The organism is Streptomyces sp. NPDC050504, assembly GCF_044458065.1.
Lineage (GTDB): Bacteria > Actinomycetota > Actinomycetes > Streptomycetales > Streptomycetaceae > Streptomyces.
Map to the genome: position 1 here is coordinate 15,334 of NZ_JBITHO010000003.1, position 16,884 is coordinate 32,217.

Consider the following 16,884-nt stretch of genomic DNA (forward strand, 5'->3'; position numbering starts at 1 on the left):
GGCGACGGTGCACACCTCCCCCTCGGTGGCCGAAGACCATCTCCGAGGGGCGATATCAAGCCATTCTTCGCGGGCTGCGGCACGCGTCTGCACACAGTCCGGGAGGCGCTGTTCGCCCCCCGGACCGGTCCGCCGCCCGCGGGGATTGAGGCGGCGGCGTCCCCCAGCCCACTGGGTCCAGTGCAGTGGGCCGACCCACGCGCTACTCATCGAAGCGCTCTCCCCTCCGCCGGACGAGAGCGCACGGCCGGGCGCACGGCCACACAGCCGGAGCACGCCGCCTCCGCTTCGCACGTCCGTACGGCCTCGTCTCCGGACCACAATCCCGCCATACGACAGTCGGGCACTTAACGGTAGGGATCCGGCGAACTACGCTGGGTTTACGAATGCCGCGCGCCTATGCCGGGCCGCGGCGGCCGTCTGTGTGTCGAGGGGTGGGGCGCATGTCCAGAGAACTACGCGGGCCGAATGAGAAGCTCGGCACCGTTCTCGCCCTCGCGGGAATCAGCAACGCCGGGCTCGCCAGGCGGGTCAACGACCTCGGGGCGCAGCGCGGACTGACCCTTCGTTACGACAAGACCTCCGTCGCCAGATGGGTCTCCAAGGGCATGGTGCCGCAGGGCGCCGCGCCCCATCTCATCGCCGCCGCCATAGGGGCCAAGCTCGGCCGCCCCGTGCCGCTGCACGAGATCGGGCTGGCGGACGCGGACCCGGCGCCCGAGGTGGGTCTGGCGTTCCCGCGCGACGTGGGCGAGGCGGTGAAGTCGGCCACCGAGCTGTACCGGCTCGATCTGGCGGGGCGGCGCGCGGGCAGTGGCGGGATCTGGCAGTCGCTGGCGGGCTCGTTCTCGGTCAGTGCCTACGCGACTCCCGCGTCGCGCTGGCTGATTACCCCCGCCGACTCGTCGGTGGCCAGGGGAATGAACCCGGACGGCACGGAAGGCACCGACGGTTCGGACGAGTCGGGCGGGGCGGGCGGCGGCCCCCTGAAGGTCGGTCACAGCGACGTCGGCAAGCTCCGGGAGGCGGCGGAGGACGCGCGCCGCTGGGACTCCAAGTACGGCGGCGGGGACTGGCGTTCCTCGATGGTGCCGGAGTGCCTGCGGGTCGACGCGGCGCCGCTGCTGCTCGGCACGTACAGCGACGAGGTGGGCAGGGCGCTGTTCGGCGCGACCGCCGAACTGACCAGGCTCGCCGGGTGGATGGCGTTCGACACGGGCCAGCAGGAGGCCGCCCAGCGGTACTACATCCAGGCGCTGCGCCTGGCGCGGGCCGCCGCCGACGTGCCGCTCGGCGGGTACGTACTGGCCTCGATGTCGCTCCAGGCGACCTACCGCGGCTTCGCCGACGAGGGCGTGGACCTCGCGCAGGCGGCGGTCGAGCGCAACCGCGGCCTCGCCACGGCCAGGACCATGTCCTTCTTCCGGCTGGTGGAGGCGCGGGCGCACGCCAAGGCGAACGACGCGCCCGCGGCCGGCGCGGCGCTGAAGGCCGCGGAGGGCTGGCTGGAGCGGTCCAGGGAGGGCGACGCCGACCCGAAGTGGCTGGGTTTCTACGGGTACGACCGCTTCGCCGCGGACGCCGCGGAGTGCTACCGCGACCTGAAGGCGCCCAAGCAGGTGCAGCGCTTCACCGAGAAGGCGCTGTCGCGGCCCACCGAGGAGTTCGTCCGCTCGCACGGGCTGCGGCTCGTGGTGTCGGCGGTGGCCGAGCTGGAGTCCGGGAACCTCGACGCGGCCTGTGAGGCCGGGGTGCGGGCCGTGGAGGTGGCGGGGCGCATCTCGTCGGCGCGGACCACGGAGTACGTGCGCGACCTGCTGCACCGCCTGGAGCCGTACGGCGACGAGCCCCGGGTCGCCGAGCTCCGGGAGCGGGCCAGGCCCCTGCTGGTCGCGCCCGCCTGAGGGGCCGGGTGCGGACCGCGATCCGACGCCGGGTGCGCCGCACTGCGGCCACATAGCGCCCGAACTGGTGTTTCAAGGGTGTTGTCAGTGGGGCAGTGCAGTATCAGGGGTGGGGAGGTGATGCGGCGATGTCCGTCGCGTACGACTGCGACGTGCTGGTGGTCGGGGGAGGAATCGTCGGCCTTTCGACGGCGTACGCGATCTCGCGGGCGGCGCCGGGGGCCGATGTGATCGTCCTGGAGAAGGAGGACGGTCCCGCCAGGCACCAGACGGGGCGCAACAGCGGAGTGATCCACAGCGGGATCTACTACCGCCCGGGATCGCTCAAGGCGCGCTTCGCCGTGGAGGGCGCCGCCGAAATGGTGCGCTTCTGCGCGGAGCACGGCATCACGCACGAGGTGACCGGCAAGCTGATCGTCGCGACGGACCGCGACGAGCTGCCCAGGCTCCACGAGCTGGTCCAGCGCGGCAGGGAGAACGGCATCCCCGTGCGGGAGCTGGGCCCGGCGCAGATCACGGAGTGGGAGCCCGAGGTGCGCGGCCTCGCGGCGATCCGGGTCGGGACGACCGGCGTGTGCGACTTCAAGGCGGTGGCGGCGCGGCTCGCGGAGCTGTCCGGCGCGGACGTGCGGTACGGCGCCGAGGTGGCCGCCGTCGACCGGCGGCCGTGGGGCGTGGCGGTGCGGACCTCGTCGGGCACCGTGCTGCGGGCGCGGGCGCTGGTGAACTGCGCGGGGCTGCACTGCGACCGGGTGGCGCGGCTCGCCGGGGACGACCCGAAGATGCGGATCGTGCCGTTCCGGGGCGAGTACTACGACCTGGCGCGGCCCGAGCTGGTGCGCGGCCTGGTCTATCCGGTGCCCGATCCGGCGTTCCCCTTCCTCGGCGTCCACCTGACCAGGGGCTTCGAAGGATCGGTGCACGTCGGGCCGAACGCGGTCCCGGCGACGGCCCGCGAGGGGTACGACTGGACGACCGTACGGCCCGGCGAGCTGGCGGACACGCTGGCGTGGCCCGGCTCCTGGCAGATCGCCCGGCGGCACTGGCGGTACGGGGCGGGAGAGGTGCGCCGCTCCCTGTCCAAGCGCGCCTTCACCGACGCGGTGCGGCGGCTGCTGCCCGCGGTGACCGAGGCGGACCTCACGCCGGCGCCCGCCGGAGTGCGGGCCCAGGCGGTGCTGCGGGACGGGACGCTCGTCGACGACTTCCTGATCCGCCGCGCGCCGCGCACCGTCCACGTGCTCAACGCCCCCTCGCCCGCCGCGACCGCCTCCCTGCCCATCGGGCGCGAGGTGGCCCGGCAGGTGCTGGAGGAGCTGGACGCGGACGCGGTCGGGGGGCGCCGGAGCGGCGCCCCGTCGAACCGCACTCCGGCGGGCTGAGGGGCCGCGGGGACGCGGCACTGTCGGGCAGGGGCGGGACGGGCTGTGCCCGTCCCGCCCCTGCCCGTCCCGCCGACGGGCAGGGCGGGCCGTGCCCGACCTAGAATTGGCGCACTGTGTCTGAGTCCCGTAACCCCGCGCCCGTGTCCGTGCCCGCTGCCGCGGACGCTCCCGCCGAGCTCCGGCGCCCCAAGGGCGAGCCGCGTTTCCCCGGCGGCCCCGCCGCCGATCCCGCCGGTTCGCACCACGAGCGCCGCATCCGCAGCTTCCAGCCGCGCCGCAGCCGGGTGACGCCCGGCCAGGCCGACGCGCTCCAGCGGCTCTGGCCGAAGTGGGGCCTGGACATCGACGGGCACAGCGTCCTCGACCTGGCCGCCCTCTTCGACGGCGGCGTCGAGCGCACCGTCCTGGAGATCGGCTTCGGCATGGGAGAGGCGACCGCGCAGATGGCCGCCGACGACCCCGCGACCGGCATCCTCGCGGTCGACGTGCACACCCCGGGCCAGGGCAACCTCCTCGGCCTCGCGGACCGCGCGGGCCTGGACAACGTCCGGGTGGCCAACGGCGACGCGATCATCCTGCTGCGCGAGATGCTGACGCCCGACGCGCTCGACGGCGTACGCGTCTACTTCCCCGACCCGTGGCCCAAGAGCCGCCACCACAAGCGCCGCCTGATCCAGCCGGACTTCCTGACGCTGGTCGCGACGCGGATGCGGCCCGGGGCCGTACTGCACTGCGCGACGGACTGGGAGCCGTACGCAGAGCAGATGCTCGACGTGCTCACCGCGCACCCCGACTTCGAGAACACCCAGCAGGACGGCGGCTACGCGCCCCGGCCCGCGTTCCGGCCGCTGACCCGCTTCGAGGGGCAGGGGCTCGACAAGGGACACGCGGTGCACGACCTGCTCTTCGCGCGGCGCTGAGCGCGGCACTGGGCGCGGCGCTGAGCAGGGGGCCGAGCAGGGGGGCCGAGCGGGAGGCCGAACCGGGAGGCGGCGCGGCCCGGGACCGTACGGCGTTCCGACGCACCGCTGACAGTTGTCGGTGTCCCTCGTTAGGGTCGTTGGGTGTCCGACAGGTCCCCGCAGCAACTGCAGCCGCACCCGGCGGTACCGGAGCGCGGCTTCGCCGGTGAGAGCCGGCCGCGCTGCGAAGCTGTGCCCGAGCGCGCCGGGTGGCGCTACCACCCGCGCCGTATGGCGGGCCTGTGGCGCAGCAAGGCGCTGCGCGCGGGCGCGGTCGTCACGGTGCTCGCGCTCTCGGGCCTGGTGATCCTCGCGCTCGTCCGGGAGCAGACCGGCACCGAGGGGTTCCTGGTCGGCCTCGGCCTCGCCGTGCTGCCCGTGCCGCTGCTGGCCGCGGCCTTCCGCTGGCTGGACCGGGTGGAGCCGGGCCCCTGGAAGAACCTGGTCTTCGCGTTCTCCTGGGGCGCCTTCGCCGCGGCCCTCGTGGCGATCATCGCGAACACCTTCGCGACCCGCTGGATAGCCACCGCGACCGCCGATCCGACGAGCGCGGACACCCTCGGCGCGACGGTGATAGCGCCGGTCGTGGAGGAGAGCGCGAAGGCCGCGGCGGTGCTGCTGATCTTCCTGTTCCGAAGACGGGACTTCACCGGGATCGTGGACGGCGTGGTCGTCGCGGGCTTCACCGCGACGGGCTTCGCCTTCACCGAGAACATCCTCTACCTCGGCAACGCGTTCGGCGAGGACCAGGAATTCGGGACGAGCGGCTTCGAGTCGGTGACCGCGGCGACGTTCTTCGTGCGGATCGTCATGTCGCCGTTCGCGCATCCGCTGTTCACGGTCCTGACCGGCATCGGCTTCGGCATCGCGGCGGGGGCCGCGGCAACCGGGGCGGCCGGGCGCGGCCGCCGAATACGCCGCTGGGGGCTGCCGTCGCTCGGTCTGGTGCTGGCGATGGGCGTGCACGCGCTGTGGAACGGCTCGGCCGCCGCGTTCGGCCCGTACGGCTTCTACATCGTCTACGCCGGTTTCATGGTGCCCGCCTTCGCGCTGCTGACCTGGCTCGCGGTCTGGACCCGGCAGCGGGAGCTGCGCACGGTCGGTGCGCGGCTGCCCGAGTACGCGGCGGCGGGGTGGCTGCAGCCGCTGGAGCCGATGGCCCTGTCGTCGATGAGGGCGCGGCGCGTGGCGCGGGAGTACGCGCGGCGGGCGTACGGCCCCGCGGGCACGGGGTCCGCGGCGGCGCGGACGGTCGCGGAGTACGAGGGGTACGCGACGGCCCTGGCGTTCCTGCGGCACCGGGCGCACCAGGGGGCGGCGGGGGCGGAGTTCGTCGCGCGCGAGCAGGAGCTGCTGCGGTGCTTGTGGGAGCGGCGGGGGGTGGCGGGGCCCGCACTGGTCCATGCGGCGCGGGTCACCGGGCGGGTGGTGTGGGTACCGGCGCAGGGGTACGGGATGGGGGCGCCCGTGCCTCATCAGAGGGCGCCGCATCCGGGGGCGGCGTACCCCGGGGCGGCGTACCCGGGGGCGCCTTACCCGTACGCCGGGTACAACCCGTACCGCGCGTAGCCCGGGAGCGTCAAAGGAGCGCGCGGTTCCCCGCGCCCCTGCACGGGTCGCGGGTAACTGCGCGGGAGCGGGGCACCCGCCCCCTTACGCGGACGCCCTGTTCAGCGCCCCGACCTCCGCCTCCGTCAGTTCCAGCTCCGCGACGGCGAGCAGCGCCGGCAGCTGCTCCGGCGTCCTCGCCGAGGCGATCGGCGCGACCACCGTCGGCCGCGCCGCCAGCCACGCGAGCGCGACGCTCGCCACCGCGGCCCCCCGCTCCCGCGCGATCCCGTCCAGCGCCGCGAGCACCCGCCGCCCCCGCTCGGTCTCCAGGTGCTTGCCGGCCCCCGCGGCCCGCGCGCTCTCCACCCGCGCGCCCTCCCGGTACTTGCCCGTCAGGAAGCCCGCGGCGAGCGCGTAGTAGGGCACCGCCGCGAGGCCCGCGCGGGACGCGGTCTCCTGGAGCCGCCCCTCGTAGGTGTCGCGCGACACGAGGTTGTAGTGCGGCTGGAGGGCCACGTACTTGGCGAGGCCCTCGCGGTCCGCGAAGTCCAGCGAGTCACGGAGCCGTTCCGGCGAGATGTTCGACGCGGCGACCTCCCGCACCTTGCCCTCGCGCACCAGCTGGTCGAGCGCCGTCACGATCTCCTCCACCGGCACGGCGGGGTCGTCGAAGTGCGTGTAGTAGAGGTCGATGCGGTCGGTGCGCAGCCGCCGCAGCGACTCCTCGACCGCCCCCTTGACCGTCGCGGGCGCGAGCCCCTTGTACTCGGGGTGCGCCCCGACCTTCGTGGCGATGACGACGTCGTCGCGGTTGCCGCGCGAGGCCAGCCAGTTGCCGATGACGGTCTCGGACTCGCCGCCCTCGTTGCCGTCGACCCAGGCGGAGTAGGAGTCGGCGGTGTCGATGAAGTTGCCGCCCGCGGCGGCGTACGCGTCGAGCACCGCGAACGACTGCTCCTCGTCCGCGGTCCAGCCGAAGACGTTGGCGCCGAGGGCAAGCGGGAAGACGGCGAGGTCGGAGGCGCCGAGGCGGCGAAGTGTGGTCATGAGCGGATCAACCTCGCCCGGGAGCCGCGCTATTCCGGCGCGCGCCCGTCCTGAGCGCGATTTCACGACCCGTACACACCGCACGAAAGAACCGGCGGCTCTGGCGTCGGGGGGTGAGCGCCAGAGCCGCCGGTGGCTCGGAAGAGCGGGGGACCTCAGTAGGTGAGGCCCTTGGAGCGCAGCCACGCGCCCGGGTCGATGCCGCCGCCGCCCGGCGTGTGCACCTCCATGTGCAGGTGCTCGCCGGTCACGTTGCCGCTCGCGCCGACGTTGCCGATGACCTGGCCGGTGCTGACCTTCTGGCCGACGCTGACGGAGATCGAGGACTGGTGGGCGTACCAGACCTCGGTGCCGTCCTCCAGCTCCAGGACGGTGAGGTAGCCGTACGAGTTGTGCCAGCCGGCCGACTTGACCGTGGCGCTGTGGACGGCCTTGAGCGGGGTGCCTCTGGGGGCGGCGAAGTCCAGGCCGGTGTGCTGGCCCGAGGACCACATGGAGCCGGACTGGCCGTAGACGGCGGTGATGGAGTACGAGGAGAGGGGCAGCGAGAAGCTCGCGGCGAGCTTCGCCAGGCGCTCCGCCTCGGCCTTGGCCTTGGCGGCCTCCTCGGCCTTGCGCTTCGCCTCGGCGGCCTTCTTCTCGGCCTCGCTCTGCTGCTTGGCGGCCTGCTCGGCGGCCGCCTTCTCCGCGGCCGCCTTCGCGGCGGCCCCGGCCTGCGCGTCGGCGCTCGCCTGCTGCTGCTCGGCCTGCTGGAGGATCCTGGCGCGCAGCGCCTCGCCCGCGTCGGTGCTGCCCTGCTGCGCCTCGGCGGTGGTGACGCCCGCGGTGGAGAGGGGGGCGGCGTCCGCGGCCTGGGCGGCCTCGGTCTTGGCGTCCGGCTCCTCCTCGAAGAGGGCGCCGACGACCGGCAGGTCGGGAAGGGTGATGGAGACCGGGGGCTTGTCCTGCGCGGTGGCGATGCCGCCCGCGCCGACGGCCGCGATGACGCCGACACCGAGGACGGTGGAGCTGCGGGCGAGCCCGCGCTGCTTGGCGACACGGTGCTTGCCGCGGACCGGACGAATCGATTCCGCGGTCGGGTTCCACTCGCCCCAGCTGCGCTCGTCCTCACCCCCGGGAACGTCCGACGGACCGGCGGATCCGGAGAAACCGGTCGCGAAGGGAGCTTCGGGAGCAGGACTGTTGGACGCCACGGAGGCGCACTCCTTTCCTTCCTTCACGCCTACCGGGTTAGCTGACGGGTTCGGAGCAGGAAGGTCTCCTACGGGTCACGTTCGACCCGATTCACCCCAAGGATTGGTTCCCCGGTTCCCTTGCGGAATTCGGCGTTCGCGCGCGGCGCCGTCTCTTGCGACGGCTGGGACGACCGCGCTGCGTTATCGAACGTTAATAGACACACGAACGGAATTCCAAGCTGTTCCCACTGATCGTTCATCGGATCGGCCAGAACTTATGGCTACAAAGGACCCCTAAACCCGGCAATTTGAGTGCCCCTCGATCCACACCGGCAACAGGTCGGTTTCTGACGTTGTGTCAAATGTTATGCGCAGCGGTGCCCTTCGACTACGTACCGTTGCTGACGATCTTCACGGTCGTGCGCCGCTCGGGCTGGCCCGCTCCCGGGCGCGCCACCGCGAGCAGCGCCATGTCGTCCGAGCCCCCGCCGCCCGTGTGCAGCCGGACGTCGTCGGTGAGCGCGTCGAGCAGCTCCTCGGGCCCGGGGAAGATCCGCCCGGCGAGGCGGGCGGCAGGCTCGTAGAAGACCCCGGCCGCGTCCCGCGCCTCGGAGAGCCCGTCGGTGTAGAAGAGCAGCGTCGCGCCGGCGGGGAACGGCCGCACGTCGGAGCGGTCCGGCCACGTCCCCAGGTCGCCCATGCCCAGCGGCAGCGCGTGCTCGCCCGGTTCGAGGAGTTCGGCCGCCCCGTCCGCGTACAGCAGCAGCGGCTCGGGGTGGCCGCGGTTGACCAGCCGTACGACCCCCTCGCCGCGCGGGACCTCCGCGAGCACGGCGGTGGTGAACCCCTCGAAGGCGTCGAGGCCGTCCCGCCGCGTGCCCTCGCGGGCGAGCGCCCGCTCCAGCCGTCCGGCGACGGCCTCCAGCGAGCTCTCCTGCTCGGCGGCCTCCCGGAAGGCGCCGATGACGACGGCGACCGCCTCCACCGCGCCGAGCCCCTTGCCGCGCACGTCCCCGACGACGAGCCGCACCCCGTGGGGCGTCTCCTGCACGGCGAACAGGTCGCCCCCGATGAACGCGTCCGCCTGCGCCGCCTCGTACCGCGCCGCGACCTGTAGCCCGCCGATGCGCTCCGCGGGCGTGGGCAGCACGGCGCGCTGCGCGGTCTCGGCGATGACGCGCGCGGAGGCGAGGCGCTCGCCGCTGCGGCGCACGACGCGGTTGATGAGCAGCGCGAGCGCGGCGACGGTGAGGACGGTCAGCAGTTCGGTGATCGCCTGCACCTGGCCGGAGCCGTGGTCGGCGAGGTCGAGCAGGAACACGGCGAGCACGGCGGCGAAGCCGGTGAGCGCGGTGACGCGCAGCGAGAAGAAGGGGGCGGCGACGAGGGGCGCGGCGGCGAAGATCGGGGACGCGGTGTACGCGGGAGGGGTGAGCGAGTCGAAGAGGTACCCGATGACGATCATCAGGGCGGGCAGCACCCGCACGAACCGCCGGAGCCTTCCGGTGCTCTTCTCCTCGCCGCTCCGTTCGCTCTGCCCCACCGGTGATCTCCCGCTCGCTCCGCGCACGGCCGCGGACGGTACCGCGCCCCGTCCAGGCTGTCCGCAGGAGCGCCGTACGGCGAGCCCGCGTCGGCCAACCGGGGGACGGACACGACGAAGGCCCGGATTCCTGGGAATCCGGGCTTTCGTCTTCAGTAGCGGGGACAGGATTTGAACCTGCGACCTCTGGGTTATGAGCCCAGCGAGCTACCGAGCTGCTCCACCCCGCGTCGGTGAACACAACCTTACGCCATCCGGAGCAAGATCAAAACCACGTTTCGGCGGGGTGGCGCGGGACGGGTCCGAAAGGGACCCACCGGGCACCTGCTGGGCGCCCGCTAGGCACCCGCCGGGCACCCGTCAGACGCCCAGCAGGCACCCGTCAGAACTCATGGGCGCGCACCGGGCTCGCGAGCACCCCGCGCCGGGGCAACGCACCGCGGCCCGACCGGGAAGTCCCGGTCGGGCCGCGGTGCGTGCGGTTCGGAGGGTCGGTGACGACCCTCCGGTCGGTAGGCCATGTCGGACTCGAACCGACAACCAACGGATTAAAAGTCGAAAGGAGATCGTCCAGCTCGGAGGATCTTGATCCCGCTCGCGGACTCCTGCGCAGGTCAGAGGCTGTACCTCGTCCAGGTGGGGTGGTCTCGGGGAGTCCGCGAGGGGGTGATCCAAGGGAGTCCGCTCCCGCATCGCTCCCGCACTTTGACGGTGCTGACATGGGCGGATGGGCCGTTACCGTGATCCGCCTCGGCCCTACCCAGTGATCACCGGGACGATGACCGCTGCGACTGCGGAAGCTAACCCACCCACAGCCAGGAACGCAGCGAACTTTTCCTTGGCCGTAGGGAACACGGCCCTGGAGACATCCCCCACCTTGCTGCGCAGCACGATCATCTTCATCTTCTGCCAGCGGTGCTGACGCAGGCTGCACCCCATCAAAATGCCTGACGCGTTCTTCCGGCAGTAGGTGCGACCGTCTCGATTCACAGCTCCGCACCACACGGGAACCTGAAAGAGCGCATAGGCCGTAACGGCGAGCGACAGAGTCGCAATCAGTGGCACCGAGTCGCTGTTGCCCCACGCAACGATCAACGCGGCAAGAGCCACGAATCCCCAATAGGTGCGAATCCCCCTCATGCTCGCGGACCGTACTGCGCGACTACCTGGCGGGGGAGGGCGCAGACAGGCGCGCTGGGGGCGCTGCCAGGTCGGTACATCTCTTGGCTTCACCCGGGCCACAGCTGGCACAGACACTCGCAGCAGGACTCGATACGCACGTTGCCGGACGTCTGTGCCGCGATCGTGTGAAGCACCTGGGAACCCCAACTCCGCTGTGGTCCCTGGCCCTAGTGTGAGCGCCGATTCGACTGGGGTTACTGCTCCCGGTCTGGCACGTCTCGGCCCGGAGGGCTCATGGGTTACCTGCGGCTGCTGCGGCAGCGGCCCGTACTGGTGCTGTGGCTGGCACAGAGCCTGTCCGTCCTGGGTGATCGGCTGTATGCGCTCGCAGTCATGTGGGTCGTATACGCGTCGACCGGATCGGCCTCGCTCATGGGCCTGGTGGCAGTCGCCGAGTCTGTGCCGTACATCGCGCTCGGGACAGTCGGCCGACACGTGGTTGCCCGGTTCTCCTCGTTCGGGTCTCTGGCGTTAGTGGACGGGGCGCGGGGTGCGGTGGCGGTCGCGCTGCCGTTCCTGTGGTCACCGGACGGCCACGGCATCGCTGCGCTGCTTGTCGGCGTGCTGGTGCTCGGCACACTGGGTGCGCTGTTCGATCCGAACCTCGGAGCCCTGGTGCCCGACCTGGTCGAGCCGGAAAAGGTGCAACAGATCACGGGGCTGCTCGACCTCACGGGCCGGATCGCCCGGATCGCGGGCCCGGCGAGTATCGGGCTGCTGCTCCTGGTCGTCTCCGAGGTGCAGCTCTTCGCACTGAACGGGGTGACGTTCGCGGTGTCGGCGGTCGCGCTCGGGTGGCTGGCGCGCTGTATCGCGACCACGGCTGGCGAAGCACCGGTTCGGCCAGGGGAGTCGGTGCCGGCCTGGCCGGTCTTGCGGGCGCATCCCCGTGTCGGACTGGCCATCGGTGTGCATGGCGTCGCGCTGTTCTGCTCGGCGGTAACGGCGGTTGGCATGCCCGCACTGCTGGCGACCCGTTACGGCGCCGGGGCAGGTGTGTACGGGATCGTCACGGCGGCCGTGGGAATCGGAGCCCTGTTGGGTAACCCGCTGGCGAGCAACCGCCGTTCGGAGGGCTGGTTGGCGGTCTACTGCGGTGCATGGGCGGTGCAAGGCGCAGCGACCATGTGCATGGGCCTGGTGCTGCACCTTCCTGCGCTGATCCTGCTCGCGCTGCTCACCGGTCTGGTCACCCCGGCGACGAGTGTCACCCTGCGGACGCACCTCGGCATGTTCCCGCCGACCGAGCGACTGCGCCTAATGGCCGTGGATCAAACCGTGATCCGTACGGGTGGCACGGCCGGGATGCTGCTCCTTCCCTTGCTGGTCAACGCATCGCCTCGCGGTGCATTTGTTACGGGGGGCGTCATGGTGGCGGGCTCGGCGCTTGCCGTGCTGCTCGCTTCCTCGCGGCGGCTGCGCCCGGATGCGGCTCTGCCAGCCCTGGCGACGCGCGGACACGCGATGGCAGCGGAGTAGCGCACCGAAGGCACCCACACCTGACCTCGCGTGGATGGCGAGTTACGCCTACTTGGCAAGAAAAGGGCAAATGTGCTGCCAGTGGGTGACGTCTAGGATCCTCATCCTCATAGGGACCTAGGGGCAGGCCAATGGGTGAGATTCGGAAGTACACACCAGGAACTCACGCGGCATTGATGTCTTTATGTCGGGGAACTTGCTACTGGCCAAGTTGCGATGAGCCAGTGACGAAGTTGGTTGACGGCGAACACATCCTTAACCTGGAAATCGCACACATCCGTGCCGTGAGTTCAGGAGGAAAGCGTTTCGACCAGACCCTAACCCTCGAAGAGAAGAACGACTTCAAGAACCTCCTGTTGCTCTGCAAGGCACATCACGTCCGCGTGGACGGCCGAGACAGCGACCAATACACAATCAAGGTGCTTGAAGCCTGGAAGAACGAACGCGAGTCAGCTGGCATAGCCGCACTTCAAGGGCTTCGAGGGCTCACAGAAGAAAGATTCCGGGAGCTTGTCAGCGAATCGTTTGAATCGTTTCTCGATGAGACGAGTGATGCGCTCACGGAGTTGGCCAGGATCGCACCGGAAGCAGCAAACACGCTGCGCGTACTGCTTGACGAGCTCTCCGACCCTCGCGTCCACGGTTTCGGCATTGACCCTGACGCAGTGTGGGCCCTGCAATCTGCGGCACGCGACCTTGGCGGCTTGGAGGATAACGCCAGCATGCTGCGATCTGCCGCAAACGACCTGCGAGGACTCGAAGAGAACGCCGGTAATCTACAGTCTGCCGCGAATCGCCTACAGGGGGTCGAAGAGCACGCCAGTATGTTGCATGAAGCTGTTGAAGAGCTGCGGGGTCTAGAAGACCTCATCTTTCAACTCAAGGACGCAGCACGGCAACTCCGAAATGCTCGGGGCGAATACTAGGTAGGCGGCACTCGACCCCCACCGCGTGGTTCAGACGCGACGGGGGCCGAGGGGCTTACAGGGAGGTGGTCACCGAAACAACGGATGCCGAGCGACTATGCGGGCCGCTCATCCGCCTTCCACTGGGCCGCTTCGAGGGCGAGCCAGTGCTCTACGGTGACGTTCTCGAAGGGGACGCCGATCTCGGTGTAGATCCGGGTGTGCATAGCGCCGAACCAGGCGCCCCGACGGTCGTCGAAGAAGGCGCGGTCGTACCAGGCGACGCCGAGGATCACGGTCCCCCCGCCGTTCTGGTTGTCGGGGTCGGCCTCGAAGTACGTGCACTCCCAGTCCCAGAGCATCTGCTCCTCGGGGCGCGAGCGCAGCCGGTCGTCGCTGGCGCGCAAGTGCTCGACGCACCGCTCGACGGTGGCCGCGTCAGGGCAGTAGTAACGGCAGTCGCTGAACGCGATGACCGTCTTGCTGCCGCGCCGTGCCGGGTCGGCGTCCTCGCCGGTGAGAACCCGGACGCGGGTGATCGGTGGGGCGCTGGTTTCGAGGATGGTCACGGTGGTGCTCCTCTCGATCTCCGATGGTTCCGTGTGGGTCACCAGTCCGACCCGGTGAGCGGGTACAGGCTGGGGCTGTGGCCGTCGCTGGCGCGGATCGCGCCGGGAGCGACGTAGCGGATGTTGAGGCCGATGCGGGTGCCCGCAGTGGTGTTGCTGTCTGAGCGATGGATGAGGCGTACGTCCATGAGGCTGGCCTGCCCGGCGTCGAGCGGCAGCCAGACAGCGCGCTCGTGTGGACCACTGGGCATGCCCTCGACTCCGAGCGCCTTGCCGCGCGGCGCTTCGCTCTCCTCACGGTGGTGGTCGAGGTATCCGGCGGCGTGCGAGCCTGGGATCACCTGCAAGCAGCCATTGCGGGTCGTCGCGTCGGTCACGGCCAGCCAGGCGGCGACGGAGCGTTCGGGGTCGAGCTGCATCCGCGGGTTGATGCCGTCCTGATGCCACGGCACGGGGAAGTCGCGGCCGGGCCACTTGAGCATCAGGTAGGTGTTCTCGACGGCGACCGCCTCACCGATCACCTCCTGTACGGCGGTGAGCAGCTCCGGGGAGCAGACGGCATACGCTGCCCACTCGAAGAGCAGGTGCGCATCGCGTACGACCTCGGTCTGATCGGCCCGGTGGCCGGCGATGATCTCGGCGGCACGGGCGCGGGTACGACTGCTGGTGTTCCACTCCACGCCTGTGCGGTAGCCGCTCTCCCCGAGTGGGCTCGGTCCAACGAAGTGGATCTCTGCGGCGCGGCTCACAGCCCGGTCTCCTCGTCGGTGGCGACGGCGGTAGCCAGGGCTGCGGCGAGGTCGTCGGTTGAGGTGTGAGCGGGGTCGTCCGTCGGCTCGCTCACCCATCGCAACAGCCCCTCCCATCCGGGCGGGGCGAGCACGACCCACGAACCGGTGCCCAGTGCCTGCGTACCGTCCTGCTGCCAGTCCTGAGCCGTTCCGGGCGGAGTGAGAAAGTACGCCTGCCCGCTGCACAGGTCATGCAGTACCGGGCCGACCGGTACGCCGCGTGCCTCCAAGTCACGCACCGCACGTACCCCTACGTCGGCGGCGACGCGAACCGCGTCCCAGTCCTCGCCCGCGGCGAGAAGCTGCGGCTGAGTGAGTCTCTGCATCCAAGTCGATCGGGGCTGCATCGCGGTCGCACTCTCCTCTGAGGAATGAAGCCGGGGAGATGAGGGAACCGCCGGGACCAGGGGGCGAACCAGCGTTGATGCACGCCGCTCATGCGCGTATGCGCCGGGCGCATATCACCGCTCGCAAACCAGGAGCGCCGTACCTACCGTGGGGGAAAGAGGCAGGCACGCATGAGCTGGTCGGACAGCGCCGCGAGAGAGGCGGCGAGAGCTGGCGACTACGGACGGGTGATCGAACTCGCCCGCAAGGCAGGCCGGTTAACCCAGCGACAGCTCGGCGACGCCTGCGGCTTGTCCCAGTCCGCGATATCCCGCATGGAGAAGCGGGGCGCGGCCGACTACAACATGACCACCCTCGCGAGGGCCGCTCATCACCTCGGCATTGCGCCCGGACTGGTCGGCCTCGCCGACAGCGGTACGGCTTCGGTCGTGCCAGCGGAAGGGCACGACTCAGTGGAACGGCGTCAATTCCTCGCTGGGGTCGCGGCGACAGCGGCGACCCCGATGCTGAGCGCGGCAGCACCACAACTCCCTCATTGGGGAGTCGAGCAGGCCGACGTGCTGCGGGTGGCCACGACCGCGTTCCGACGCATGGACGCGAGCGTTCCCGCGCGACAGCTCGCGGACACCGTGCAGGGGCACATGCGGCTCGTGCAGTCGGTCGCAGCGCAGGCGCCGGACCAAGCCACCCGAGCGCGTCTCGCGGCTGCAGGGAGCGAAGTCGCCAGCCTTGCCGGTTGGTTGGCCTGGGACATGGCCGACGCCGGCTCGGCGCGAACCTGGTACGGCGCGGCGATCAAGGCAGCACGTCGCTCCGGGAACCCGCTGCTGACCGCGTACCAGCAGGGCAGCCTCGCGCAGTTCGAGGTCGAGGCGGGCAACGTCGCGCAGGGGCTGAGCCTGATTCGCGCGGCGCGGCGACAGCTCGGAAGCGATCGACCAGCCATCGCGGCGGCGTGGCTGTCCTCCCTCGAAGCGGTCGCACACGCCGCCGCAGGAGATGAGCGGGCATCCGACCGGGCGCTGCTCGCCAGTGCTGCCGAGGTCGAGCGGGTGCCAAGCGAGGAACCACCGCCGTGGCCGTGGGTATTCGCCTTCGACCTGCGCAAGGTCGCCGCAGCGCGGGTGACCAGCGGGGCGCGCCTCGCACGGCCCCGATGGGTGCTCACCTCACTCGACGACGCCACCGCCGCGCTCTCCTCGAACCACGAGAAACAACGCGCCTTGCTGGGCCTCGACGTGGCAAGCGGGCACATGGCATCCGGACACCTCGACACCGCGTTCGCGCTCGCCGGCCGTTCGCTCGACACGGGGCTGCGACTGCGCTCCGGCCGGGTCGTCGAGCGCGCCCGCGCATTCCGGCGCGGCTACTCCTCGGCTACCCCGCCGACCATCGTCCGCGACTTCGACGCGCGGCTGCACGACGCCTATCTGTAGAAGACGAGAGGAAGACATGAGAGTTGGAATCACGGGTCACCGCGGTCTGCCCCCCGAGGTCGAGCAAGAGGTACGCCGCGCCCTGGTCGAGGCGGTCAAGGCGTACGACCCCGCCGAGCTGGTCGGCTTGAGCTGCATCGCGGACGGACCCGACACCTGGTTCGCGCAGGCCGTCCTTGACCACGGCGGACAGATCGAGGTCGTGCTACCCGCCGAGCAGTACCGCGCCGACCTCCCCGACTGGCACCACCCCACGTACGACGAACTGCTGCGCCGCGCCGCAGCCGTGCACCGCACAGGCCTCGATGGCTCCGACTCTCAGGCCCACATGGCGGGCAGCGAACTCCTCGTCGACCAGGCCGACGAGCTACTCGCTGTCTGGGACGGACAACCAGCACGCGGATACGGCGGCACGGCGGACGTGGTCGTCTACGCCGAGGGCAGGAGGGTCCCGTTGCGTGTGCTCTGGCCCGAGGGCGCGACGAGAGACTGAATACTCCCAGTCGCGAAGACCACATCCACCGGTCGCAGCGGAACTGAGCCTCATGAAGAAGGAGCGAAGCTGACACCAGACTGGGAAGACGGTCCCTCCAAGAGACAACGGGCC

15 protein-coding genes, 1 tRNA gene and 1 riboswitch are annotated in these 16,884 nt (G+C 70.9%); of the genes, 8 read left to right on the top strand and 8 right to left on the bottom strand.

The features are described 5' to 3' along the window. The first annotated feature begins 443 nt into the window (after positions 1-443). The 4 genes from ACIBNE_RS11410 (at position 444) to ACIBNE_RS11425 (ending at position 5,820) form a co-directional block, all read left to right on the top strand. On the top strand, positions 444-1,904 hold the full coding sequence (locus tag ACIBNE_RS11410; RefSeq protein ID WP_399271299.1) for an MFS transporter: 1,461 nt from the start codon (positions 444-446) through the stop codon (positions 1,902-1,904). Between the two features lie 128 nt (positions 1,905-2,032). Beyond that, positions 2,033-3,286, top strand: coding sequence for an L-2-hydroxyglutarate oxidase (gene lhgO / locus ACIBNE_RS11415; RefSeq protein WP_399271300.1), 1,254 nt, complete (start codon positions 2,033-2,035; stop codon positions 3,284-3,286). A 116-nt stretch (positions 3,287-3,402) separates the two neighbouring features. Further along, on the top strand, positions 3,403-4,209 hold the full coding sequence (trmB, locus tag ACIBNE_RS11420) for a tRNA (guanosine(46)-N7)-methyltransferase TrmB (protein WP_399271301.1): 807 nt from the start codon (positions 3,403-3,405) through the stop codon (positions 4,207-4,209). A gap of 144 nt (positions 4,210-4,353) precedes the next feature. Beyond that, positions 4,354-5,820, top strand: coding sequence for a PrsW family intramembrane metalloprotease (locus ACIBNE_RS11425; RefSeq protein WP_399271302.1), 1,467 nt, complete (start codon positions 4,354-4,356; stop codon positions 5,818-5,820). 84 nt (positions 5,821-5,904) lie between these two features. Here ACIBNE_RS11425 and ACIBNE_RS11430 read toward each other — a convergent pair whose 3' ends face one another. The 5 genes from ACIBNE_RS11430 to ACIBNE_RS11450 form a co-directional block, all read right to left on the bottom strand. Then, positions 5,905-6,849: an aldo/keto reductase gene (locus ACIBNE_RS11430; RefSeq protein WP_399271303.1), complete on the bottom strand. Its 945-nt coding sequence runs from the start codon at positions 6,847-6,849 to the stop codon at positions 5,905-5,907. A gap of 155 nt (positions 6,850-7,004) precedes the next feature. Further along, complete coding sequence (locus tag ACIBNE_RS11435) at positions 7,005-8,042, bottom strand: M23 family metallopeptidase (RefSeq protein ID WP_399271304.1); 1,038 nt, start codon at positions 8,040-8,042, stop codon at positions 7,005-7,007. 11 nt (positions 8,043-8,053) lie between these two features. Continuing rightward, positions 8,054-8,187, bottom strand: a riboswitch (cyclic di-AMP (ydaO/yuaA leader). Between the two features lie 225 nt (positions 8,188-8,412). Beyond that, the gene (locus ACIBNE_RS11440) at positions 8,413-9,567 is read right to left on the bottom strand and encodes a PP2C family protein-serine/threonine phosphatase (protein ID WP_399271305.1); all 1,155 of its coding nucleotides are present in this window, start codon (positions 9,565-9,567) and stop codon (positions 8,413-8,415) included. Between the two features lie 156 nt (positions 9,568-9,723). Then, positions 9,724-9,797: transfer RNA gene (locus tag ACIBNE_RS11445), tRNA-Met, on the bottom strand. 526 nt (positions 9,798-10,323) lie between these two features. Then, the gene (locus ACIBNE_RS11450; protein WP_399271306.1) at positions 10,324-10,707 is read right to left on the bottom strand and encodes a hypothetical protein; all 384 of its coding nucleotides are present in this window, start codon (positions 10,705-10,707) and stop codon (positions 10,324-10,326) included. 276 nt (positions 10,708-10,983) lie between these two features. On the opposite strand from ACIBNE_RS11450, the gene ACIBNE_RS11455 reads away from it, so the two are divergent. Continuing rightward, complete coding sequence (locus tag ACIBNE_RS11455) at positions 10,984-12,228, top strand: MFS transporter (protein ID WP_399271307.1); 1,245 nt, start codon at positions 10,984-10,986, stop codon at positions 12,226-12,228. Positions 12,229-12,452: 224 nt separating this feature from the next. After that, positions 12,453-13,154 (top strand): hypothetical protein, encoded by a 702-nt coding sequence (locus ACIBNE_RS11460; protein WP_399271308.1) that lies wholly within the window; start codon positions 12,453-12,455, stop codon positions 13,152-13,154. A gap of 95 nt (positions 13,155-13,249) precedes the next feature. Here the strand turns inward: ACIBNE_RS11460 and ACIBNE_RS11465 are convergent, their stop codons facing one another. The 3 genes from ACIBNE_RS11465 to ACIBNE_RS11475 form a co-directional block, all read right to left on the bottom strand. Next, on the bottom strand, positions 13,250-13,702 hold the full coding sequence (locus ACIBNE_RS11465; protein WP_399271309.1) for a hypothetical protein: 453 nt from the start codon (positions 13,700-13,702) through the stop codon (positions 13,250-13,252). 38 nt (positions 13,703-13,740) lie between these two features. Beyond that, on the bottom strand, positions 13,741-14,382 hold the full coding sequence (locus ACIBNE_RS11470; protein WP_399271310.1) for a phytanoyl-CoA dioxygenase family protein: 642 nt from the start codon (positions 14,380-14,382) through the stop codon (positions 13,741-13,743). A 65-nt stretch (positions 14,383-14,447) separates the two neighbouring features. Then, positions 14,448-14,819 (bottom strand): hypothetical protein, encoded by a 372-nt coding sequence (locus tag ACIBNE_RS11475; protein WP_399271311.1) that lies wholly within the window; start codon positions 14,817-14,819, stop codon positions 14,448-14,450. Positions 14,820-15,011: 192 nt separating this feature from the next. On the opposite strand from ACIBNE_RS11475, the gene ACIBNE_RS11480 reads away from it, so the two are divergent. After that, positions 15,012-16,277, top strand: a complete 1,266-nt coding sequence (locus tag ACIBNE_RS11480) for a helix-turn-helix domain-containing protein (protein WP_399271312.1) — start codon at positions 15,012-15,014, stop codon at positions 16,275-16,277. A 16-nt stretch (positions 16,278-16,293) separates the two neighbouring features. After that, positions 16,294-16,770, top strand: coding sequence for a hypothetical protein (locus ACIBNE_RS11485; RefSeq protein WP_399271313.1), 477 nt, complete (start codon positions 16,294-16,296; stop codon positions 16,768-16,770). Positions 16,771-16,884: the final 114 nt, after the last annotated feature.